We start from the raw sequence: 25,061 nt of genomic DNA on the forward strand, positions 1-25,061 counted from the left end.
ATCAGCTTAGGGCTTGCCGGGAATCAACACGTTGGTTTGATCTTGGTTTTGGCGGTGTCGAGGAACCTGGCGACGTCTTCCCGTGTGCGGAAACGGGCGGTCGAGGCTGGGAGATGAACACCATGGGCTTCCAGGAGCGGTCGGACGTCTTTCACTGCGCGGCTGATGGTCATGGCAGTGGTGTTGAAGAGCTGGCCCAGGAGGTCCATGGTTGCAAGTTTCCGCAGGTGGAGCTCGGTGACCAGGACCCGGTCGGCTGAGGTGAGCTTGGCTTTGGCGCCTGCGCCAGGGGCTACCAGGCGCTCGTGGCCTCGGCGTGTGCGGAGCAGTTGCTCGCGTTCGCGTTGAACCTCCATTGCTGGAGTCAACGAGCCGATGAGTTCGCTGAGCTGGGGGCGGGTCATCCCAGTCAGTTCCGGGTCCTGGAGCGAACGCCGCGTGAGGCGGGTCGGTTTGTCCGCCAGGGCCTCGTCCGGTGTGCTGCCGGTGATCGCCGCGTCCGTTGGACGCTGGGGGTGGAGGGTGTAGTTCCAGTCGCCGTGGAAGCGATGGCGAGTGACGGGCAGGGCGGCGATCTCGTCGTCGCTGATGTGGATGCCGGTGGGGTACTCACCGTTGTCGAGTTCGGCATGGACGATAAGGCCGGTGCGGCTGGTGGTCGCGGCGATGGTTTGGAGCATGACTTCATGGCTGGTCAGGGGTCTACCGCGCCAGTTCATGGTGATGTGGGAGAACAGTCGATGCTCGATCTTGTTCCACTTCGAGGTGCCGGGCGGCAGGTGACACACCGTGATCTCAAGGCCGGTCTCGGCAGCGGGTCGGCGAGCTGGGTCTTCCAGCTGCGGGTGCGGTTGCCGTTGGAGCCCCCGCCGTCGGCGGTGATCAGCAGCCGGCGGGCGCAGGGGTAGTCGTGGCGGCCGCGGGCCTGCCACCAGCGTCGGATCGAGACAACGGCGACCGCCGCGGTGTCGTGATCGGTGCCGATGCTGACCCAGCCTGTGTTCGCCGCCATGTCATAGATTCCGTACGGAATCGCTTTCTTGGCCTGGCCGGGGAAGTCGTGCGTCTTGACCCTCACGGGCTGCCCTGCGGGCTGCCATTCGTGCCCGGCGTTCTTGTAGTCGCCGATCAGCTCCTTCTTCTTGCTGTCCACGCTGATCACTGGGTCACCGGCGTCCCTGTGGTCTCGTGCCTGCTCATTGAGGTAGCAGAACTGGGCGTCCCCTGTCGGGGTGCTGAGCACCCTCGATGGTCTTGGCGTTGGCCTGCAGACTGAAGCCTTCCTCTCGCAGCAGGCCGGCGACCGTGTCGGCGGAAACCCGGTGGCCCTGCCGGGTCAGCTCCGCTGCCAGCTTCCGGGTCGACTTCGTCGTCCACCGCAGCGGCGACATCGGATCGCCCCGCTCGTCGGGCTCGACCAGCGCAGGCAGCGCCGGCCGCAGCCCCGGATCAAGGTCCACAGCCTTCTTCCGGCCCCCACCAGGGCGACGCACCCGTCCCAACAGGCCTGACCTGACTCCAGTTCAGCCGCTCCGCGAGAGACCGTGCCCTCCCAAACCCCGGCCGCGGCAGCGACGAGCCTGATCCCACCACGCCCCAGCGACAGCGCTTCCGCCCCTATGGCCGACGCTGACGCTCGGCCAGATGCGACAACAGCACCTGGAACTTCGCCGCCAGGACGGCTTCGATCCCCTCCGGTCTCCCCATACCAGAGCAACGAGTCCCGCAGCTGGAAGCCACGACTTGTTTCCCGGCAAGCCCTTAGAGCTCGTAACACGATCTTGTGACGTGCGCTGGTGGGGCGTGACTTGTAGGAGGATTCCGCCGTTCGTGAGGTGTGGGGAAGCAACCGTGGATCGTGGACGACGCCTTGTGGACGCTGATCGAGCCATTGCTGCCGTCCTGGCCCGAGATGACCTTGTAGAACAAGTGAGGTCTTTCAGCGCTGCCGCTCCAGAGTGAGGACGGCCGCGGAGATTGACGACATTCGATTCGGGCTGCACCGGGATCGTCGGAAGATGCGCCAGCACTTCAAGCGTGCGACGCCGCGCTCGACCGGTGCCCGTGCCGCGGACAGAGCGCGATTGATGGTTTGCTGGGTCGGCGTGAGGTTACGGCCCGGCGGGCGTCTGAGGGGTGTCGTCACCCATGGGCCAGCTCCCATGTAGGCGCGGTCGGCGAGGATGGGAACGCCCTGGCGCTCGCAGATGCGGATGATCCGGTGGGCGCGGGCCGCGGTCAGAGCATGGGCGCGGCTGGGCAGAGCAGGCGAGATCCACAGCAGTTGCCCGACCGGGTCGGTCACCACCTGCACGTTCACCCCGTGCATGCGGTGCTTGTGGGAGAAGTCGGCCCGGCTGTCGCCGACCCGGTCGCACTCCGCCAGGGTGCCGTCGAGCAGGACGTAGTCCGGTTCCGCCTCGCGCAAGGCGCGCAGCAGGCCGGGTGCGCGGTCGGCGAGCAGGTCGACGATGGCTGTCGTGTAGGCGTGAGCGGTGCCGACGGATTGCCGAACCCGGCCGCGAGCTGGGCGAGGGTGTCGTGCCGGCGCAGGTACACCAGGCCGACCAGAGCACGCTGGTGCGGTGGGAGCTTGCAGCGGCGGTCACCCTCGCGGGTGGCGATGAGCATGGCTACCCACTCGACCAGGCCGTGAGGCAGATCGAGTGCGGCAGAACACAGAACCAACGGGGCTCCTGTGCCTGTGGGTCGAGTCTTCGAACACCTCCCCAACGGCACGGGAGCCTCATGCGTTGCGGGCACCGATCCCCTCCCCCGATCAGTGGCCCCGCTGACAGACCTCAGTGAACTTGAAGCAGCACGAGCAAGCAGAGCACCGCCGCACCTACGGCGGTGCTCCGCTTGTTACCGGTAGGTCATTTTCATTCACGAGTCGCGTGCGGGGTATTTTTGAGCCACATGGCCGAAAGTGACAGGTAGGGCGCAAATAGCTTTGGCCAAAGCAAATAGATAGCTTGTTCGAAGTTTTGCGACTCTGTCGGCTCTGCCCCGTAATCACCGGGACGCCTGCTACGCTCCCTGTCACTTGTTCGAGGGTGTGCGGTGGGGACCCGTGCGGCAGACGATTCTGCTAATCACGCTTGCGCTCGCCTCCGGATGGTGAGAATTTTATACTGGGGGGGGCGAATGCTTTCTAGAATTTTCATTCAGAACTACCGTGCTTTTCGTAAGTTCAAGCTCGATTTCGACCCCACGATGAACATCCTGGTGGGCGACAACGACGCTGGTAAGTCGACGATTTTGGAAGCGATTAGTCTTGCTCTGACTGGCAGGCTGCGGGGGCGGCTCCTTGCCCAGGACTTGTCGCCGTATCTGTTCCACCAAGGCGCTGCCGCCGAGTACATCACCGCCCTGCGAGAGGGGCGGGAAGCCAGGCCACCAGAGATCATCATTGACCTCTTTCTCGACAGCAAGACGGCACCGGCCGAACTGATGGGAACGAACAACCTCCTGAGGATCAACGAGCCGGGTGTGCGTATTCGTGTGGCACTGAACCCCGACTACGAGCCCGAGTACAAGGAGTTCATCAAGGACCCGAACCAGGTTCGATTGGTTCCGACCGAATACTACAAGGTCGACTGGTTGGCCTTCTCGGGGAATGGGATCACCTTCCGCAGCATCCCGGCCACAGCCTCACTCATCGACGCTTCCAACATCCATCTTCAGAGTGGTGTCGACTACTACCTAAACGGCATCATCAACTCGCACCTTGCGCCGGACGAACGTGTAAAGCTGACGCGCGCGTACCGCAGTCTCCGTGAGAATTTCGCAGCGGACGACTCGATCGTGAAGATCAATGAGAAGTTGCGTGGCGCCCCCAGTGACGTAAGCGACCGCGAGCTGACGCTCGGTATCGACGTGTCGCAGAAGTCGAGCTGGGAGAGCAGTATTGTTCCGCACCTCGACGAGCTGCCATTTCAGTATGTCGGCAAGGGAGAGCAGAGTACGCTCAAGATTCTTCTTGCTCTTAACAAGAAGGTGGAAGACGCTCACATCGTTCTCGTCGAGGAGCCGGAAAACCACCTGTCATTCTCCAACTTGGGCAAGCTGGTTAAAAAGATCGGGGATAAGTGCGAGGGCAAGCAGGTCTTCATCACCACGCACAGTTCCTACGTGCTGAACAAGCTTGGGTTGGAAAAGCTCGTCCTGCTCTCAGCGACGGAGGGCTTCCGGCTCGATAGTCTCCCGGCTGACACGCAGGATTATTTCCGCAAGCTCTCGGGCTACGACACTTTGCGTCTCGTGCTTGCGCGACGGTCAATTCTCGTTGAGGGGCCTTCTGACGAACTCATCGTCCAGCGTGCGTACAAGGATGTCCACGGCTGCTTGCCTATCGAAGATGGCGTTGATGTGATCAGCGTTCGCGGTCTGGCATTCCGTCGTTTTCTCGACATCGCGTCACTCACTGGCAACGTGGTCGCCGTCGTGAGGGATAACGACGGCAAGGACGCCACGGAAGTGCAGCAAAAATACGCCGCACACACCGCCTACCCAAATATCTCTGTCCATGTAGGCCAGGGTAAGGCGTATCAGACCCTTGAGCCGCAGCTCCTAAAGGTGAACGGCCTCGCCGCACTGAACGCTGTCCTTGGGGAGAACTTCACCTCCGAAGTAGACCTGCTTGAGCACATGGAGGACCGGAAGACAACCTGTGCTCTCACGATCTTCTCCAGCGACCAGACCATCAACATGCCGGAGTACATCAGGGATGCAGTCGCCTAATAACTTGGCCGTCATCGCGACGGCCGGCTCGCGGAAGACCCAGCACATCATCGACTGTGTCATCGCTGATCCGAGTAAGCGTGTCTTGGTGACGACGTACACCAACGAGAACCTGCATCAGATCGTGAATCGACTCAGTGCAGGCACCGGGGTGCTTCCAGGTCACGTCACGGTGATGGGCTGGTTTACCTTTCTTCTAAACGAGTGCGCTCGTCCGTACCAAAGCTTCGTCCTCGGTGAAACGGGAATGATGGGCGGGCTCAACTTCGTGGGACGGCGTTCCAGATATATCCCGAGGAGTAAACCCAGGTATTACTACCTTGACTCCGGCCGAGCTGTGTACCGGGATGGCGTCTCGGCGTTCGCCTTCGAAGCCAACAAGTTGAGCAAAGGCATGGTCGTCGACCGGCTCTCGCGGATGTACGACCACATCTACATTGATGAAATCCAGGACATGGCCGGGTATGACCTGGAACTCCTCGAACTCCTAATGAAGTCGCCGGTTGCTGTCACCGTCGTGGGGGACCCTCGCCAGGCCACCTTTGTGACGAACAATTCCGCAAAGAACAAGCAGTTCAAGGGAAGCGGTATCGTCGAGTGGCTCGGCAAGCGCACTAGGCTCTGCCACATCGAGAACCGCATTGAGAGCTACCGGTGCAACCAAGAAATCTGCAACTTTGCAGACGACCTGTATCCAGAGCTGGCGCGGACGATCTCTAAGAATACTGAGATCACTGGCCACGACGGCATATTTAAAATCAAAAAGTCGGACGTGCAGGAGTACGTGGAGCGGTACGCGCCAATCGTGCTGCGTTGGGACAAGCGGGCCGACACATGCGGCCTTGATGCAATGAACATGGGAACCTCGAAGGGCAGTACCTTTGAACGGGTGCTCATCTTCCCGACGAAGCCCATGATCGCTTACTACCAGACCCGAGACTTCAATCAGGCGGGGGACAGGGCGAAGCTGTACGTTGCGGTGACGCGGGCTAAGTACAGCGTGGCCTTCGTCCTCCCGTAGCAGCCCAAAAATCGGGTGAGTCCTCTCGTATTCAGTCGCTACGGTTGGCGAATATAGGCACTGACGCTCGAGAGGAACGCCTCATGTCGAAAACTAAGTCGGCACCGAGTCCTTGGGATTCACCGATCTTCCAGCCGCTACTACACGAGGCGGGCCTTGCAGCCCAGACCTTGTGTATCGGACTCACCACTTTGAGAAAGGCAAACTACCAGCAGACGGAGAGATACTACGGAGGTTTCTTCAACTACACCATCGGGCTGGAGCGGGTCATGAAACTGACCATCCTGCTCGACTCCCTTGTGGAAGACGGGAATTTCCTCAGCGATCAGCAACTCAAGAGCGCGTACGGCCACGACTTGAACAAACTCCTTGACGCCGTTCAGGAGATCCGGGTGAAGCTCGATGAGAGCGAGCTTCGCTGGCAATTGCCGCATCCGGACATCATCGACGACGCGGTAGTGTTCCTTGCCGAGTTTGCGAAAACCACCCGTTACTACAACCTTGACGTCCTGTCGGGTAAGACGCCGTCTCTGGACCCGGTGGCTCGCTGGTTTCAGATAGTTGGGAAGCCACTGCTCGACAAGCGGCCTGCGTGGCAAACACTTCGGAACGCGGGTCGCGCGAGCGCTGTCGCGGGGCTCATTGGAGACAAGATGCTGATCCGCTCCATTACGGAAGACGGTATCCCGGTGGACAGCGTCGAAGAAGCCGCCATCGCTGAGCGCAACAGCGAGTACGTAGCGAAAGAAGGCACCTTCCTCTGTGCAGCGCTGGCGAGGCACGTTATCGAAGTGCTTTGCGACCGAGGACTTGCAGCACGAGGCGCTGGCCACGTGATTCCGGCCTTTGGTGACTTCTTCGCCTTGTTTAACAACCGCGATGATCTCCTCAAGAACAGAAGGTCGTTCTCGATACGCTGACGGAGCTCGGAGCTGACCTACCGAGGTTGGGCACTGCTGTCCGGCCTCGGCGAGGTAGCTACACGTTCTTCGGCACGAAACTCTGTGACGCCCACCTATCCGACCACTACCGCTGATCCATGACGGACGACCAACGCCCACTTGCGAGACCTACGCCGCTTGATCCCTACAGTTCAAGTGCGCCGTATCTGGTCGTCGTCGTCGACACCAACGCACTGTTGAGCAGTATCGAGAACGACTGCCGTAAGGGATTCCGGTCGCGGCTGCTGCGGCTTGGGTACTTCACCCGATGAGCGAAGGCCGGTGTCCTGCGGCGCGACGACCCCGGCAGAGAAGAGCAAGCGTGCACAGCCATCGAGACGGACCTCGCCGCCGATTTGAATTCTGCCGTTGCGGTGACGTTGCCGCCCGATGCCGCTCCACCCATCATCACCAGGCGGCCGATGCGAGAGCGGAGTTCGGGGTAGACAGCCAGGGGCACCCGTGACGATCGCGGCGATCGGCCCCATGACCAACACTGGCCCGGCACGCTGAAGTGCCGGCGGCTGGCAGTCGATGTGGTGTGCGACTCCACTCCGGCACGCGGCGCCACCCAAGACACCACAGAGGCCCCACTGGAAACCGATTCCAGTGAGACCTCATGCGGGCCGCTCGAGACGATTACTCAGAACTCCCCAGGTCCGCAAAGTGCTGAGCCACATCAAAATTGGCGATCAGTCGAGCAAGACCAAGGGGGGTCTGTCCGCTCGCATTCTCAGCCATAGGGTCAGCGCCTCGCTCTCGCAGCAAGGTAATGACATCCCCTCGACCCCGAGAGTTGAATACCGCGACGAATAGCGCGGTATTTCCAAACCGATTCCTCGGATCAACGTCGGCGCCAGCATTCAACAGCGCCTCCGCAGCGCCAGCATGTCCCTCCTGCGCCGCCAGGTGCAACGGGGTGAATCCGTTACTATCGGCGGCGCTGGGGTCAGCGCCAACACCGATCAACCGTTCGACCTCGGCGAGATCCCCACGCAAAGCCGCAGCATGGAGCGGGGTTCGCCCCTGACGATCACGTACATCATGGTTGCTCATACTGATGACTCATATTGTTGTAGGGATCTTCGATTTGATAGTGGCTGGGATCATTCTCAAAATCGATGAACTTCTGGCGCGTCCAGCCTTGCTTCTGAGCCATGTCCCGATTACGCCAGTACTCGAATCCCGGCTTGTGCCCGTAGTGGAAGGGCCCTGCCGCCGGAATGCTCTGACCAGTGTTCGGATCAATGAAATTGCCGTCGGCATCTCTTGGCGCAGCATCTTGAACAGCCTGCTTCGTCGACGAGCGGAGCGTGACACGAGCGTACGTTTCATCGGGATCCACCCTATCGGGATCCGACCGGAATCGCCCGTCGGGACCACGCGTTACTCCACACAGCCCGTCGTCGTTATGGACCAAGATCGGGACGCCGCCCGCCACAACATAGTACGTGTGGAGTTGGCGGACGGTCAGGTTCCAGCGGTCCGCCAGACCAGGTGTGGCCTTGCTGGCGACTACGTAGACGTGACCATTGGCTGCCGTGTTGAGTGCGTCACCATAGTGCAGTTCACCGGCGGAGACCCAGGTTCGGGTTGTGTCGTTCCAGAAGGGGTGGTTAGCGGTGGTGTGGAGAGTGGTGGTATGGCCCCGCTTGGTGCGAATGGTGAGGTCGAGCAGGTCGTGGTCGCGGTTGGTCCACACATGCTGGACTGTGCGGGTTCCTTGGTGTTTTCCGGTTTTGGGATTGGCGGCCTGGACTTTGTCCCCGACCTTGATCTTGCCGATCGGCTTGGTCTTGCCGTGAGCCATCAGAACCGGGGTAGAGGGTGCGAAGCTGAAGCACTCTCCGAAAAGTTCGGAGTCGCCGAATTCTCCGCCAGCCAGCAGCATGCCGGCGTCTTCACCTTGTTCAGCGGCGCGTTGATAGGTGGGTGAATCCGGATCGGCGCCAAGATCCTTCATAAAGTCATCAATTGCACTCGGGTTACTGGCGCAGAGTCCCGAGTAAACCTGGCAGCCTGGATTCACTAGTGTGTCACTCAGGTGAAGGAGTGCGTCGACTATGCCAGCAACATTGCCGAGTGCGATTGACTCGCCGAGGCCCTTGGACCGTGTGGTCGTGCCATTGCCGTTGCCATTATTGGTTTGGAGTGGGGCGTATGTGGATGCTTCGCCGGAGACTGCTATGTATTTTCCGTGGCGCTTTTCGTAGCAGCCCTCTGTAGTGCACCCAGGGCCGCTCTTTTTCCCCTCGTGCCAGACAGACCCGTTGTTACCTCCGGCGTCACATCCGTCACAGAAGAGTCCGGTCGGGTCGGACTCGCTGACGGGGTTGTCGCCAGCGTAGGTGTATCCGCCGAGTTCTTGGGGGCTGGTGGCTTCGAATACGGGGTCGAGGCTGATGAAGCGGCCGATGGTGGGGTCGTATTCGCGGGCGCCGATGTCGGTGAGGCCGGTGGTGGTGTCGGTGGTTTTGTTGAGGAAGGTGCGGTTGTCGGCCCAGGTGGTGGTGGTGCCGCGGGAGTTGCCGTAGGGGTCGAACTGGCGCCAGGTGGGGGTCTGGGCGGTGTAGTCGAGGTAGAGGCTGTTGGTTCCGTGCTGGTCGGCGGCGATTTCGAAGCCGTAGTTGGTTCCGGTGCCGGTGCGGACGATGGTGGCGCCGCCGGGGGCGGTGTAGTAGCGCACGCCGGTGGCGGTGCCGGCGGAGTCGTTGAGGGTGATCTGTTCGCTGCCGAGGTAGAGCGTGGTGGTGCTGGGGTCGACCTGGAGAAGCAGGTTGCCGTCGGTGTCGTAGATGTAGTTGGTGGCGGTGCCGGTGGTGCTATTGGAGACGCTGGTCAGCTGTCCGGCGCTGTTCCAGAGGAGAGTCTGGTCGCCGGCGCTTGTGTGGCGCGTCTGGGTGTTGCCGGCGGCGTCGTAGGTGTAGCTGGTGGAGCTGGTGGAGCCGCCGGTGTTGGTGGTGCCGGTCAGGGTGTTGGGCTGGGTGCTTGACCAGGCGCTAGTGGTGAGGGTGTCGCTGCCAGTGCCGGACGTGGTGTGCTGGGTCTGGGTGAGCCGGTTGCCGATCTCGTCATAGGACCAGCTGGTCCAGTACGTGCCGCTGGTGATCCCGTCCCCGACGGTGCTGTGGCTGCTGCTGGTGGGGGTGGCGGAGCAGTTGTCCGTCGCGGTCCACGCACTGGTGAGGCGGTCGAGGGGGTCGTAGGCGTAGCACTGGGTCTCGGCCGTGGTGCTGGAGCCGGAGCGGGTCTCGGTCTGGCGGGTGATGTTGCCTGACAGGTCGTACTTGTACGCGGTCTCGTCGACGCTGGTGGGGCTGGTGGTGGAGCGGGTGACGAGCTGGTCGGTCAGGTCTCCGGTGTGGGCGTCGTAGGCATCGGTGACGGTGGCGTAGGAGGTGGAGGAGCCGAGCTGTACCTGGGCGACCTGGCCGTAGGCGCTGTAGGTGGTGCTTTGGGCGTAGCCGTAGGTGGTGGTGGCCAGTCCAGAGGGTTGGCCGTCGTTGTTGTAGGTGTGGGTGACGGTCTCGGCGGGCAGTCCGCCGCCAGCGCCGTAGGCGTCGGTCCACAGCAGCCCGTTGATGCTGGTGTACGTGTGGGTGATCTTCCAGGTCTTACCGAGGACCGAGCCCTGTGCGGCGGAGGGGATGATGGTCTCCTCGCCCAGGGACTCGCCGAAGACGTTGAAGTTCACGGCCTGCTGCACGTAGGCGTAGCCGCCGCTGTAGGAGGTGGCGGTGGTGACGTGTCCGACCGGGTAGGTCATGCCGGAGATGGCGGTGTCGGAGTTGTCGTAGACCCAGGCTGCAGTCTGGTTGCCGGGCGAGGTGGTGGAGGCGTAGGCGGCCTGGGCGGCGGTAGCCGCGGCGTACTGGCCTGTTTTCCGGTCGAGGGCGTCGTAGGTGTAGGACACGTACTGGCCGCGGGAATCCTTGGCCTGCAGCAGGTTGCCGTCCCCGTCGTACGTCATATCGGAGGACTTGCCGGCCGTGGGGTCGGTCTTGGAGGTCACCTCGCCGGCCAGGTCGTAGGTGGTGGTCCACACGTGGTTCTTGGCGTCGGTGGTGGTGGACTGCTGGTTGTGGCCGTCGTATCCGTAGGTGGTGGCGGTGGTGGCGCCGCCGGTGAGGTAGAAGATTCCGGTGGCTGCGTTGAGCGGCGTGGTGAGGGTCGGTGCGGTGGTGTATTCGTCGAGTTCGCTGGTGCGGCCGACCGGGTCGGTGCGGGTGGTCTTGGTGACGCCTCCGGTGGGCGGGATGACGGTGGTGGCGTCGCCGTTGTAGACCGTGGTGGTGGTCGTGACGATCGAGCCGTTCTTCTCGGAGATGTCGTAGATCTGCCGGCCGAGCCCGTCGTAGGTGTACACGTCTTGGTCGGCGACCTGGTTGTCGGGCACCGAGTCCAGCGCCAGGGTGGGGGTGGTGGCGGAGTCCCAGTAGTCGTTGTTCTTCTTCGCCGTCCAGCCGCGTGAGTCGTAGAGCGTGTCGTTGATCAGACGGCCGCCCTGCGGGGTGTAGGTCTGGGTCTGGCGGGTGCGGCCGAGGGAGTCCTCGATGCTGGCCGAGGTGAGGTAGCCGCTGTTGTCGTTGAGGGTGTTGGTCACCACACCCGACAGCGAGCTGTTGGACAGCGTGTAGGTGTAGGTGAGATTGGCCAGCGAAGTGGTCGCGCGGGAGTTCTTCCACACCGACGTGGCCCGGCCCAGCGCGTCGTACTGGACGGTGGTCACCACGTGGTTGACGTCGGTGCTCGTGAGCGTGAGTCCGCGTTCGGGGTCGAGTGTCGAGCTGGTGGTGTGGGCGACGCCGCTCACGATGGGCGCCGTGACCGTCTGTCCAGTGGTCAGGTAGGCGGAGTTGACCGTGTAGCTGGTCGTGGTGGTGCTGTTGTTGCCGTTGGTGGTGCTGGCCAGGCGGTGGTAGGTGCTGTCGTAGGTGTTCTTCGCGGTGGTCCGCCAGGTGAAGGCGCCCGAGCCGTAGTCGGTGGCCTTGCGGGTCATGGTGACCAGGCCCATGGTCGGAGCGGCGGCCTGCGGGAAGCCGGTGGAGAAGGTGGCGTCGTCGTAGAAAGTCCGGGTGGCGGAGACGACCTGGTCGGGCCGGTTGACACTGGCCGGGGCGCCCAGGGTGTTCAGGCCGCTGGGCACAGAGGCCACAGAACCCTCGGTGAAGCCGGAGCAGGCGATGGAGTCTTCTTCGGTGCCGGAGACCAGGCCGACGAGGTTGGCGCTGGTGTTGGCCGGGGCGTAGGTGGTGGCGGTGCACCGGTCGTAGTCGGTGTTGGCCGGCACGGTGTGCGTGTAGGTGTAGGTCGGCAGGCCGAAGTCATCGTCGGTGCGGGTGGCGTCGTAGGTGGTGTCGGTCTCGTTGTAGCGCCAGCTGGTGCTGCCCTTGTCGGTCAGCCGTTGCCGGGTCCACACCTCGGCGGTGCCGCTCGCGTTGGCGGTCAGGTCCGGCAGCCCGGACCGGGAGCGGGTCGCGGTGGCCGCGGAGACCCAGTACGAGGTGATCGTGGAGTGGTCAACGCCACCGCCGTTGCCGAGGTAGGAAGTGGACTCCAGAATGCTGCCCGCGAGTTGGGGGGAGTCGGTGTGGGTGCCGCCCTGGGAGTCGGTCAGCGGCACGCTGCGGGTCTTCGTGGACGAGAGCCAGTCGCCGTCCATGCCCTGGTAGTAGGAGTCGACCTGCTTGGTCTGGGCGTCGCCGGAGCCGTTGCCGGTGGTGGTGGTCACCTGCTGGTAGCCGCGCCACTGCCCGTACGTGCGGTACTTGGCCTTGGTGGTCTCGTCGTCGTCGTAGTGCCAGGCCGCACCGCTGTAGGAGTAGTCGGTCTCCTTGGTCGCCGAGCCGCCGGTGGTGTCGGTCTCCAGGACCTCCTGGACCGCGTACTTGTTGAACCAGTCCAGCATCGGGCTGATGTAGCCGCTGGGCGTCCAGTACTCCGGGAAGCACGAGGCGGTGTTCGAGGACGGGGTGGCCGAGGTCGAGCAGGCGGTCGGCAGCGTGTAGGAGACGCCGGTGACGCCGCCCAGCTCGTTGGTGATCTTGGTGATGCGGTAGCGGAACAGCCCCGGGTAGGTGGAGGTGCTCACCCGGTTCTCCAGGGCCGAGCCGGTGAACTGCACCGCCGGCATGGTGATCGACGAGGTCGAGCCGCCCGCCGTGGTGTCCGAGCCCGTGCGCTGGATCGAGGACAGCCACAGCGTCGCGCTGGTCGCATCGCCGGTCGACGGCTCGGTCTGCGTCAGCGCGTAGTTGTCGACCGTCACGTACGCGCTGGAGGAGACCGAGTACTGCTTCGTGGTGATCGAGGCCAGGCGGACGGTGGAGAAGAACGACGGCGCGTACGGGTTGCAGGTCGCCCCCTTCGCGCAGACAAGGTCGTAGGGGACGTCGGGGTAGTAGGCAGCATTGGAGGAGGTCTCCGCGCTGCCGCAGTTGGTGCTGGTGGAGGTGCAGCGCACCGACGGGTTGTAGACGATCTTGTCCGGGACCGTGCCGTAGGGGCCGGTGGCGGTGGTGAAGCCGTAGTCGATGTGCGCGAGGTAGGAGTCGCGCACATACTGGACCTGGGAGGCTCCGTTGTAGGCGCCGTAGTAGTTGGTGTCCTGCGTGTAGTAGTACGCCATCGCGTCACCGGTGGCGGAGGTGACGTAGTCCAGGTGCCACTTGTAGGCCATCGTGCAGTAGCTGCTGGTGGCCGTGGAGCTGTAGCAGGGGTCGCCGGAGTGGGCGGAATACACGCGCTCGGAGTCCACCGAGTTCGTCGTGCCATTCCCGGACGCCCAGCCAGGCAGCTCGTTGCGGCCGAAGTAGTACTTGGTGCCGTCCCGCTCCGTGATCACCCAGTACGACGTGTCATACGTGCCCGACCCGTTCGACGAGCCCGTCACCTTACTGACCGTCGCACCGTTGTCGTCGGCCAGCTTGTAGGTGGAGGTGCCCTTGTCGTAGACGATCGACGTCGACGACCCGTTCAGCGACATTGTCAGAACCGGGCCGTCGTAGCACTCGTCCGACGTGGTCACCGACCCGGCGCTGCCCTCGGGAGAATCAGAGCAAGGCGTGAACTCCTGGGCCACGAAGGAGTCCTGGGTCGTCCATCCGTCGCCGACCCAGGACGACTGGGCCTGGGTGTTGGCCGTCTTCCCGTCGACGCTGCCGGAGTCGTAGGACAGCGACGCGTCCGGCGCCAGCGACGTCGAGGCCGCAGGCGACTCCACCTTGTAGGTGTAGGTGAAGTCACCCGAGGACCCCGACTGGCCCCAGGAACCCGCAGACGACAGAGTCGAGGCGTAGTTGCCGCCGGCTCCGCCCTCCTGACCGGTCGAGTCGGTGGCCGCGATCACGGTGGCCGCGCCGGACGTCGAGGCCGCCTGGGCCGTTGCCGACGCGGAGACCGAACCGGTGTAGACGGCCGCCCCCGCACCAGTGCCGCGCTGGCCGGTGAAAGCGGCGTTCTTCGCTGAGGTGGTTCCGCCGAGCGTGACGTCTGCGGATACGGCTGCATTCTTGGGGTTGTTGCGTGACGTCAACGGCGTCTGCTTGCGGCACTTGGCCAGTTGAGGCGTCGTCAGCGCGCAAGCCGGCAGTTCCACCAGGTGCAGCCGGGAGGCATAGTTGCCGCCGATGGCCTGGCTGAACGCGCCGTAATCCAGTCCGACTTTCACCCGGCCCGAGCCGGCCACGGTGGTGCCGGCAGCAGGTGCAGTGGACAGGGTCCAGACCGGCCCGGACACGCCGAGGCGCGTGGACAGCGACCTCGACTGGACCGAGACTCCCAGCGTCGTTGGGCCGACATAGCTGCCCTTGCTGGGAGCTACAGCCTGTGCCCATACCGGTGTTCCCAAGGCTGTTGTCTTGGAGCCCGTGGACGCTGAGTGCTTGGGCGCAGTCAGTTTCAACGTCCCGGCCTTGGCCGCTGGCCACGTGGTCAGGGTCGGCACGACGGTGTGCCGGGTCGCGCTGGAGAGACGCACGTGCTTGTGCGGAACAGGCTTCATGCCCGTGACCGAACGGCCGAGATCCGGCTTCGGCTTCGCGGCAGAGGGGGCGGCCCCGGCGGTCAGGGGCTGCGCGGTCGCTGCCGATCCGAAGAGCAGACTCAGGCACAGGGACCAGGCCAGGACCGCGGCCCACCCTGCCAAGAGCCTTCCAGCGGTGCGCCGGTACCGCGCCCTCGCCGCTCCATTGTTCCTGCGCGCACGTCTACCGGACACGGCCTCCCCCTCGTCATGACGACATGCCGAAATACCGAACGACCACCTCGGCCTATAGCCGCGCTGGTGATCATTCGCCCGAGGGAAAGAACTACATGAAGGTTCAATGCAGAAGAATAATGAGTTGGGAAAAAACGAGCCCAAGAACCTCCATAAACTTCACCAGAAACAGACATCTACGGCACATAAAAGTCGTGATCTGGGTCACACAGACCCGCGTCGAACCAAGCAGTCCCCATACGGTGGCGCAGCCCCGACCAGCCAACATCGCGAACCGTGCACCCACCGGAAGGATGAGTGCACGGCCCGGCAGAACCACCATGCAATTGCCAAGAGAACTTTGCGACCCGATGACCTTCGCGCAGGGTTCGTTCAACACCGGTCGAGGGTAAGGCTCCTGGAATTTCCCATCAGTATGAATACGTGGGGGAAAGAAAATGCAAAAGACTTCGCGGACATCTCTGCCTCGTTCGCGGGCACGCCGTGCAATCGTCGGCGCTACCGCTCTTGCTGTCTCCGGCGCCTTGGGTCTGCCCGGCCTCGCGCAGGCGGCCACGTCGGCTCACGCCGACGCGACAGCCCGCTCATCGGCGCATGCTTCCGTCGGGCTGAGCCAGGCGCAGGCCCTGGCGAAGGCCCGGGCCACCGGCAGGCCGGTTCAGGCGACGGCTGAGACGACGGCATCCTCGACGCTTACCGCGAATCCGAACGGCACGCTGACGCTCAGACAGACGCTCGCTCCGGTCCGCAAACGAGTACACGGCAGTTGGAAAAGCCTGGATCCGACGCTCGTGCATCAGGTGGACGGCACCATCTCCCCCAAGGTGTCCACCAGTTCACTGACCCTGTCCGGTGGGAGCGCTGCCGGCCCGCTGGCCACCATGCGGGCTGGCATCGGCTCCCTGGCCGTCTCGCTCCCCGCAGCGTTCACCCTGCGCGCGCCCACTCTGTCAGGCCCTACAGCGACGTACCACGATGCCCTGCCCGGCGTGGACCTCGCGGTCACCGCGCAGGACACCGGCGGGTTCAGCGAGGTCCTGGTCGTCAAGAACGCCACCGCCGCCGCGAACCCTGCACTCACCGACCTGAACCTGTCCACCAAGGCCACAGGCGTGGTCCTGGCCAGTGATGCGGCCGGTGACATCACCGCCAAGGACCACCACGGGCAGACCGTGTTCTCGGCCACAGCCCCTACCATGTGGGACTCCAGCCACCCAGCCGCGAACACCCCGAAAACGACCGACCCGCACTCCGGACAGGCCGTCGACAAGCGCAGCGGCACACCCCTTGCCTCCAGCACCGCATCGCCGGGCAGCGCGGCCCGCACGGCGAGCCTGAAGGCCGCCTACCACCGCGGACACATCAGCCTGTCACCCCAGCGCACCCTGCTAAGGGGCAAGAACACCGTCTACCCCGTCTACATCGACCCCACGTTCACCCCTTCCATCGACCCCACGTTCACCCCTTCCGCTCAGACCGACACCGTCCAGGCGTGGGCGTTCGTCGACAGTGAGTGGCCCGACACCTCGTTCTACAAACCCGGCGCATCGACTCCCGGTCCGCTGCACGTCGGCTACACCGACTGGACCTCCGACGTCTCGACCAACCGCGCCTTGTTCCAGACGAGCATCCACAGCAGCATCTGGGGCGCGCAGGACGTGCTCTCGTCCCAGATCGCCTTCTACGAGAACTGGTCGGCCTCCTGCACGAAGGAGGAAGTCGACCTGTGGCACACCGGCTCCATCTCCTCCAGCACCACCTGGAACAGCACACACAGCTCCGGTGACCCCGACAAGAAGTTCTGGTTCAGCAAGCTCGACTCACAGACCGTCGCCCACGGCTGGTCCACCACCTGCGGACCCGAGGACGTCACCTTCGACATCACCTCGCTGATGAAGTCGGCCGCCAAGGGCAGGTGGACGCAGGCCACCTTCGGGCTGCGCGCCGCCGACGAATCCAACGACCTGGCCTGGAAGCAGTTCAGCAAGCAGGCCACCATCACCACCACCTACGACCACACCCCCAACACCCCCACCACCCTGACCACCAGCCCAAGCACCAGCTGCACCGCCACCACCCCCACCTCGCTCGGCCTTGGTGATGTAACTCTGCGCGCCGGGGTCTCCGACCCGGACGGCACCACCAGCCCGCTCACCGCGAACTTCACCCTGAAGAACATGACGAGCGGCACTACCTACACCCGGGCGATCAACTCCACAAGCGGCACCACCGCAAGCACCCTCTACTCCCATACGGACAAGACCGCGCCCTTCCAATCACTGACCGCGAAGACCGAGTTCGCCTGGTCGCTCACCGTCACCGACCATGACCTGACCAGCGACCCGTCCAAGACCTGCCACTTCTACTACGACCCCACCGCCCCCGGCGCCCCCACCGTCACCCTAGACCCGTCCTCCACGAACCAGTGCTCCGAACTCACTGACAGCCCCTCGGGCGACAGCCAGTGCACGGTGGGCACGGCCGCGAGCTTCACGATCACGGACACCGGCACCAGCACCGCGCCCGGTAGTTACCGCTACCAGCTCAACGGCGGCAACCCGGTCAGCGTCACCGCCTCCACCACCAGCCCCTACACCGCCACCATCTCCCTGAAGCCGACCACCCAGACCGACGTACTGACCGTCACGGCCGTCGGCACGAGCGGGAACATCGGCGACACCTACGACTACCGGTTCATCGCCGAGGCTCCCGCCACCGCCACCGCCGACGACCTCAACGGAGACGGCAACGCCGACCTGCTGACCGTCGGGGGCAAGAACTCCCTCCCGGCAGGGCTCTGGCAGGCCACAGGTACCGGAATCGGCAAGGTCGACACCACTGCCCGGAACATCGGCATCGACGGCACCGGCGTCCCCAGCACCCAGACCGCCACTCCCTTCACCAGCACCACCCAGGTCATCACCGGCCACTTCGCCACCGCCACCGGCTTCACCGATGTCCTGGACTACACCTACGACACAGCCAAAGCATCAGCCAGCGCCGAAATCCTGCGCGGCACAGGCGACGGAAGTCCCCTCGATCCCAACGGCGGCATCCCAGCGGCAAGCGACACCACCGCCACCTTCGGCCGCTCCGACACCACATCCGACAGCGACACCACCACCACCACAACCATCGCATTCGCGACATCCATCGCCAACGGCGGCGGCCTCTACAACTACGCCGGCAGCGACACCAACGTTGATGGCACATTCGATCCCACGGCCATGACCGGCTTCTCCGACCTGCTCATGGTCATCGGAGGCAAGCTCTACCTGTCACCCGACAGCGACCAGCACGGTGGCTACAACGGCGCCAACGCCGCCACCGAGCTCACCGAATACAACCCCTACTGCCTCGCCCAGAACACCGACACCGCCACCACCTGCACCACCGACTGGAGCGGTTGGACCATAACCGGCACCGTGCTGAACGGACTTCCCGCAGTATTCGCCCGTGACACCAGCACCAACAGCAGCGACCCCTCCGCCGGACAGCTGTGGTATCTCAGCCCCGCCAACCTGACGAAACTCGCCGACGACGCGATCAACAACCTCGTCATCGACACCACCCTCACCTCCGTCGAGGCCGCCACAACAGGCTGGGACGCAGGTAGCCAGCCCGCCCTGCAGGCCGCGGACATCAACAACGACGGCACCCCCGACCTGTGGACCGTCAGCAGCACCGGCACCGCAACCGCCCACGAGATGACCCTCTCGGGCACCACCGCCACCTGGAACACGCCCGCCGGCCAAGCCCTGAGCACCGACACCCACGACTGGCCCCTCAACGACTACAACACCGACACAGCTCACCCCTCCACCGCTCAGGACGGGGGCACCAACGCCATCACCCTCACCGGCACCAGCGGCGTCACCGCCTCCGAAGGCGGTCTCTTCGACCCCGACGTCCAACTCCACGCCACCAAAAGCGACTACCTCCAGGGCAGCAAAGCCCTGGACCTGACCAAATCGTTCACCGTCTCCATCTGGGCCAACCCAACTGCCTATGGCGGCGCGGTTCTGTCCCAGAGCGGCAGTGCCGACTCCGGCATCCTGCTCCTGCCCTCCACCGACGGCTGGCAGTTCAGCCTCAACACCGGCGCCGGCAGCGCCTGGTCCTTCGATACCGTCACCGGCGGCACCGTCCACCTCGGCACCTGGGCCCACCTCACCGCCACCTACAACAAGACCACCGCCGTCATGAACCTCTACGTCGACGACGTCTTCGTCGCCACCGGCAACCACACCGCACCCACCACCGGCGCCGGCGGCAACTTCCAGCTCGGCGACGACTGGCACACCAGCGCCCGCGCCGACTACTTCAGCGGGGAACTCGCCCGTGCCCAGACCTGGACGAGCGCCGTCGTACCCCCGGCTCAGCCCTACACCCCGGCCGGCTACCACCAGGCCGTCACCCCCACCCGCATCCTCGACACCCGCAGCGCCAGCGGCCTGACCTACACCAGCGGCATCACCGCCGGCGCCAGCACCATCACCACCGACTCCGTCACCCACCTCAAGATCGCGGGCGACACCGTCACCACCCCCGTCAGCGGCGCACCCGCCACCATCCCCAGCACCGTCACTGCAGTCGCCGTGGACGTCACCGCCACCGCGCAGACCGACAGCGGCTACGTCACCACCTACGCCGACGGCACCCAGCGGCCCAAGACCTCATCCACCAACTTCGCCGCCTCCACCACCGCGACCGGCTACCAGATCGTCCCCGTCGGCAACGACGGCAAGATCGACCTCTACACCCACATCGACAGCAGCACCGGCACCGCCGCTCTCATCATCGACGTCACCGGCTACTTCACCAGCGACCCCACCCTCACCGGCAACCAGACCTACACACCCCTGGGCAGCGCGGTCCGCGCCCTGGACACCCGCTCCAGCGTCGCGCACACCAGCCTGACCAGTACCGGCACCGTGGCCGCCGGCACCAACTTCACCCTGCAGATCACCGGTCTGAACGGCATCCCCAGCAACGCCACCGCCGTCGCCGTCAACCTCGCCGCCGCCAACGCCACCGGCAGCGGCTACCTCCAGGCATACGCCACCGGCTACGCCCCCACCGCCGCCACCAGCCTCAGCTTCAACACCGGCAACGCCATCGCCTCCCTCTCCGGGGACGTCCCGATCGGCACCTCCGGAACCATCACCGTCTCCGTCCACACCAACGCCACCGCCGTCCTCGCCGACATCTCCGGCTACTACACCACCGGCACCACCGGCCAGAAATTCCACACCATCAACCCCACCCGCCTCGTCGACACCCGCAGCGGCATCGGCGGCACCAGCACCCCCGTAGCCGCCAACACCGCCTACAACCTCACCTCCGCCATCACACAGCAAGTCACCACCGCCACCACCCCCACCCTCGCCGCCATGGTCACCGTCAACGGACCCACCGCCGGCGGCAACGCCATCGTCTACCCCACCAGCACCGGCAAACCCTCACCCGCCACCAGCAACCTCAACTGGGGCACCGGCGACACCCTCGCCAACCTCACCCTCACCCCCACCGACACCAACGGACAGATCAGCATCTACAACAGCAGCACCGGCACCGCCGACTTCATCGTCGACTCCAGCGGCTACTACACCTGACCAAACCAGCAGACACCGAAACAGGGGGGCCGGCCGCGTTCGCGCGGCCGGCCCCCCTGCTGCTGCGTGCCATGTCCAAAGGGTCTGCCCCGGCCTGGGCCGCCGCGTGGCGATCGTCGCACGGTCCGGCAACTGCTGCCTGGCCGACCCGGAGCGTGAGCACCCGCTGTGCACAAAGGCTCCCTCTTCCCAGGCCTTTGGCAGAGGGCGCCCTTTCGGGCTACGACGGCTGTTACGCATGTCCGGACCGGCTGAAGGCGGCCGGTGGCATCCGCTCGAGGCGGCGGGCCCGCCGAGTCGGCGGCACCGGCTGGTGACAGCCCATCAATTCGTCATGTTCATCGCATACATGCTGTTTCCATGTGAGAGTCACAGAAATATCTGTGATTCGTCACATGCTTCGCGTTTCCCTCACCTCGTGTCGGTGGGCGGGCAGGGTGTGGGTGTGCGGCCGACCGGCCGCCGACCCGCACCACACACCCAGGCCTGGCCTGCGGCTTCGTGCCGCTTGCCTGGGGTGTCCGGCCCCGTGAAGGGGGACTTCGTGTCTATTTCTGTGACTGCCCGCCGTGTGACCGCTGCCGCTGCCGTGGCTGCTGCCTGTGTGGGTGGGCTCGCGCTGCCCGCCGCGGCCGCCGGCCAGCCCGCCACCCGCCCGGACGACCGTGCGGTGGTGATCAGTGACGTGCAGTACGACTCTCCGGGCCGCGACGACCGCACCAACTGGTCCCTCAACAAGGAATGGGTGGACGTCACCAACACCTCGCGGCGGGCGGTGAACCTCGACGGCTGGACACTCTCCGACGAGGCCGGCCACACCTATACTTTCGACCGCTTCCGCCTGGACAGCCGCTCCACGGTCCGCGTCCACACCGGCATCGGCCGCGACCGCTCCACGGACGTGTACCAGGACCGCCACAACTACGTGTGGAACAACGACGCCGACACGGCGACCCTGCGCAACGACCACGACCGCGTCATCGACGAAGTCTCCTGGGGCTACCACCGCGGTGGCGGCCACCGGTTCGGAGACGGCGACCACCGCGGTGGCGATCGCTGGATCGGTGGTGAGCACCGCGGTCGTGGCGACCACCGGTTCGACGGTGAGCACCGTGGTGGTGGCGACCACCGGATTGGTGGAGACGATCGCCGTGGTGAGCACCTTGAGGGTGACGACCGCCGGTTCGGTGGTGAGCACCGCGGCGGCGGTGACCACCGCCGCTGACCGCACGTGGGTGCCCGGTGGCCGGGGTCCCCGGTCCGGTCACCGGCACTCTGCTGACCGGCAGTGCACTTGTTCGGGGCGTGCCGCCAGCCGCCGCCGTATACCGTCTCCTTCTGTCCGGCCCGTCACCCACTTCCGCCGTGGTGACGGGCCGGACGGCTGTTCAGCGGGTGAGGGTGACGGTGATGGGCTTGTCGGGGCATGCGGCGAGGCACTCGGCGAGGGCGTTGTGCTCGGCGGGGTCGACCCTCAGCTGGTAGCGGGTCTTGTCGGCAACCCAGTTGGTGACGTACTCGCACCAGTACGGGGTGTACGGCGGCAGCCACTCGGTGGGTCCTTGTCGGCCTTGGACCGGTTGGAGGCCGCGGAGACGGCGATCAGCGCCCGTGAGTCGTCCAGGTCGTTGGCGTAGGCCTCGCGTTCCTTCGCCGTCCACGTGGAGGCGCCGGAGTCCCAGGCCTCGGCGAGCGGGACCAGGTGGTCGACGTCCAGCTGGCTCGCGCTGTCGAGGTACCGGTCGCCGTAGGGCGAGTTCCAGCTGCCCCCGGTCAGCGCGCCCTTCGGTTCGACCTCGGGCGCGGTGACGGCTTCCTCGAGGAGGACCCGGCGCGGGTGTTGCAGCCGTCCTTGTCCGCGTCGGTCCAGTGCTTGAACTTGTCCCGGGAGTAGCCGGTGCGGTCCTCGTCCGCCGCGGTCAGTGCGGCCAACGCGTCGCGGACCGGGAGGGTGATGGTCTCGCCCGGCGTGTGGCGTACGGGCAGACGCTCTGCGGTGGTCGCGTGGGCGATGGTGGGGGTGAGCAGGGCGAGCGGCGCGAACAGCGCGGCGATCAGGGTGCGTCGGGTTCGAGCGAGGCGCACGGCCGGGTCCCCGTTTCGAAGATCACGAACAGGTTGGCGGCCGCCTCCCCGTAGAGGTGGTGCTTCGTTTCTGCAGTGAATTCTGCCCGCCGTCCGGGTGATGCCAGCCCGGTGCGCCCCTCTCAGAGCGTGCCGACCGCTATCTCTCTTGACCGCCAGTACTGCTGCCGGTCAAGAGAGATGAACGCATGCACCCCCTCCACAAAGCCGCCCTGACATCTGCAGTCGCGACCGTCCTGCTCGCTCCCCTCACAGTCGCTCCCGCCTCCGCCACCTCACAACCCGCCCACCACACAGTCCAGGCCGCACCGGCACACCGGGACCTGCCCGAACCTCCGCCGGCCGAAATCGTCCGCAAGGAACTCGCCGAGCTGAACGTCGCCGACCCGCACCCGATGACCGGCTACTCGCGGGCGAAGTTCCCGCACTGGGTCGTCCAGTACGGCACCTGCGACACCCGCGAGGTCGTCCTGCAACGCGACGGCCAGGACGTGGTCCAGGATGACCAGTGCCGTGCCATCTCCGGCACCTGGACCAGCCCCTACGACGACAAGGTCTTCACCGCCTCCGGCCAGCTCGACATCGACCACATGGTGCCCCTGGCCAACGCCTGGCGCTCAGGCGCCGACGAATGGGACACCGCGCTGCGCCGGAAGTTCGCCAACGACCTCATCGAACCCCAGCTGGTCGCCGTCTCCGCAGCCTCCAACCGGTCCAAGGGCGACCAGTCTCCCGACCAGTGGACGCCACCACTGCACTCCTACTGGTGTACCTACTCCCGTGCCTGGACCCACGTGAAGTACGCCTACCACCTCAACATCACCGAGGCGGAGAAGAACAAGCTCGACGAGATGCTCAACACCTGCCCCGCATGACAGACCGCCCGGACACCGCTTCCTGCCAGGACGATGTCACAGCAGGGCCCGGCGGAGTCATGACCGACGAAGTCGGCGTCATCACCGGCCAGCTGACCGTGTACAGCACCCTCGGGGACGACGCACACACCGCCCACGTCACCGTCCAGTACACCGGCGCCGACGAGTGGTACACCCTGACCGGCAGTCCCGTCCCCGTCCCGGACGGCAACCTGGCCGCTTACCACCAACGCCTACTCGACCGCATCCGCCAAGGCCATGCCACCGAGGCCACGTGACCGCCACCCACACCCGCGCCCGGCACAGCGTTGCGGCGCCCGGGCACCCCCAGGTGCCACCGTGTCAGGACGTCGGCCCTCCTGAAACCTAGGACTCCTTATGCTCCGACCCGACTCGCGCCTGGGGCGCCTCGTCAAAGCCCTCGCCGCCGAGCCCGCCCCCGCCTCGCCCGGCCGTGAACCTGGCCTAGCGCGTCGTCTTCTCGACGCACTCGCCTGCCGACCCTTGCGACGATGACCTGAGGCACAGGATCTCCGGTAGGCCATCGTGCCATCAGGGCAACCACCGACCTGGAAGATCCAGCTTCCGAATGTCGCGTACTTCGAACGATGCTCCCCACCGAGCACAACGCCTGTCCGGCTCGTCACCACGGCGGAAGTGGGTGACAGGCCGGACAGACAGACGGTATGCGGTGGGGGCCAGCGGTACGCCCTGAACAAGTGCACCGGCGGTCAACCGAAGTGCCGGTGACCGGACCGGGGTTTCCGGCCGCCGGCACCCACTCGGTCAGCGGCGGTGCTCACCGCCATCGCGGTGCTCGTCATGACCGCGGCCCTCACCACGGCGGTGCTCATCACCAAACTGGTGATCGTCACCACCCCGGTGTTCACCACCGCGGTGCTCCTCGCCGAACCGGTGCTCACCACCCTCGCGGTGCTCACCACCGTTCCAGGGATCACCGCCACCGCGGTGGTCGCCGTCGCCGATCCGGTGGCCGCCACCGTGGTGGTAGCCCCAGGAGACTTCGTCGATGACGCGGCCGTGGTCGTTGCGCAGGGTCGCCGTGTCGGCGTCGTTGTTCCACACGTAGTTGCGGCGGTCCTGGTAGACGTCGGTGGCGCGGTCGCGGCCGATGCCGGTGTGGACGCGGACCGTGGAACGGCCCTCCAAGCGGAACCGGTCGAAGGTGTAGGTGTGGCCGGCATCGTCCGAGAGTGTCCAGCCGTCCAGGTTCACCGGCCGCCGCGAGGTGTTGGTGACGTCCACCCACTCCTAATCCGTAGTTAAGAGCGGTCCAGCAGGACGAGGAGTCCGGCAGGGACGTTCGAGTGGCGGTGGCCAAACGGGACGCCGGGTGGATGCATACGGTCGGCTTGGCCCACGAGGCCTTCGGACAGACGGAGCACGTCTTGGCACTCGCCGGCCACCGCCACAGCAAGGCTCGAACGCTTGAGATAGATCGGTGCCGTCCAGCGCCGCGTCAACACCGCGCCTTGATCATTCGTTGGTGTTGGTGGGACGAGCCCACCCCACGGTGACCTCTCAATAGGCCTGAGCCGTCCG

At 65.1% G+C, this 25,061-nt stretch carries 8 protein-coding genes and 5 pseudogenes; 7 read left to right on the plus strand and 6 right to left on the minus strand.

The features are described from left to right. Window positions 1-23: 23 nt before the first annotated feature. Together MB828_RS30920 and MB828_RS30925 are read right to left on the minus strand one after the other, a co-directional pair. Window positions 24-1,707 (minus strand): annotated as a pseudogene (locus MB828_RS30920) (ISAzo13 family transposase). Window positions 1,708-1,939: 232 nt separating this feature from the next. After that, a pseudogene (locus MB828_RS30925) lies at window positions 1,940-2,688 on the minus strand (transposase family protein). 459 nt (window positions 2,689-3,147) lie between these two features. Here MB828_RS30925 and MB828_RS30930 point away from each other — a divergent pair. From MB828_RS30930 to MB828_RS30940, 3 genes are all read left to right on the plus strand, one after another. Next, window positions 3,148-4,743 (plus strand): ATP-dependent nuclease, encoded by a 1,596-nt coding sequence (locus MB828_RS30930; RefSeq protein ID WP_301651056.1) that lies wholly within the window; start codon window positions 3,148-3,150, stop codon window positions 4,741-4,743. A gap of 4 nt (window positions 4,744-4,747) precedes the next feature. Then, window positions 4,748-5,764 (plus strand): UvrD-helicase domain-containing protein, encoded by a 1,017-nt coding sequence (locus tag MB828_RS30935; protein WP_301651057.1) that lies wholly within the window; start codon window positions 4,748-4,750, stop codon window positions 5,762-5,764. 83 nt (window positions 5,765-5,847) lie between these two features. Next, the gene (locus MB828_RS30940) at window positions 5,848-6,684 is read left to right on the plus strand and encodes a hypothetical protein (protein WP_301651058.1); all 837 of its coding nucleotides are present in this window, start codon (window positions 5,848-5,850) and stop codon (window positions 6,682-6,684) included. Between the two features lie 660 nt (window positions 6,685-7,344). On the opposite strand, the gene MB828_RS46990 is transcribed toward MB828_RS30940, so the two are convergent. Next, window positions 7,345-7,761: an ankyrin repeat domain-containing protein gene (locus MB828_RS46990; RefSeq protein WP_430381450.1), complete on the minus strand. Its 417-nt coding sequence runs from the start codon at window positions 7,759-7,761 to the stop codon at window positions 7,345-7,347. Further along, the gene (locus MB828_RS30945) at window positions 7,748-14,443 is read right to left on the minus strand and encodes a GH-E family nuclease (protein ID WP_301651059.1); all 6,696 of its coding nucleotides are present in this window, start codon (window positions 14,441-14,443) and stop codon (window positions 7,748-7,750) included. Before MB828_RS30945 ends, MB828_RS46990 begins: the two co-directional genes overlap by 14 nt. A gap of 1,271 nt (window positions 14,444-15,714) precedes the next feature. On the opposite strand from MB828_RS30945, the gene MB828_RS30950 reads away from it, so the two are divergent. Together MB828_RS30950 and MB828_RS30955 are read left to right on the plus strand one after the other, a co-directional pair. Beyond that, on the plus strand, window positions 15,715-20,538 hold the full coding sequence (locus tag MB828_RS30950) for a LamG-like jellyroll fold domain-containing protein (protein ID WP_301651060.1): 4,824 nt from the start codon (window positions 15,715-15,717) through the stop codon (window positions 20,536-20,538). A gap of 556 nt (window positions 20,539-21,094) precedes the next feature. Then, window positions 21,095-21,613: pseudogene (locus MB828_RS30955) on the plus strand (lamin tail domain-containing protein); the annotation flags it as partial. Between the two features lie 313 nt (window positions 21,614-21,926). On the opposite strand, the pseudogene MB828_RS46995 reads toward MB828_RS30955, so the two are convergent. Then, window positions 21,927-22,623: pseudogene (locus MB828_RS46995) on the minus strand (HNH endonuclease family protein). 188 nt (window positions 22,624-22,811) lie between these two features. Here MB828_RS46995 and MB828_RS30965 point away from each other — a divergent pair. Beyond that, entirely contained in the window at window positions 22,812-23,498 is a 687-nt protein-coding gene (locus MB828_RS30965) for a GmrSD restriction endonuclease domain-containing protein (protein ID WP_301651061.1), read from the plus strand. A gap of 59 nt (window positions 23,499-23,557) precedes the next feature. Then, window positions 23,558-23,776: a hypothetical protein gene (locus tag MB828_RS30970; protein WP_343236215.1), complete on the plus strand. Its 219-nt coding sequence runs from the start codon at window positions 23,558-23,560 to the stop codon at window positions 23,774-23,776. A gap of 637 nt (window positions 23,777-24,413) precedes the next feature. Here MB828_RS30970 and MB828_RS30975 read toward each other — a convergent pair. Further along, window positions 24,414-24,770: pseudogene (locus MB828_RS30975) on the minus strand (lamin tail domain-containing protein); the annotation flags it as partial. Between the last annotated feature and the right edge of the window lie 291 nt (window positions 24,771-25,061).

Source organism: Streptomyces arenae (assembly GCF_022343545.1).
GTDB classification, from domain to species: Bacteria; Actinomycetota; Actinomycetes; order Streptomycetales; family Streptomycetaceae; genus Streptomyces; species Streptomyces humi.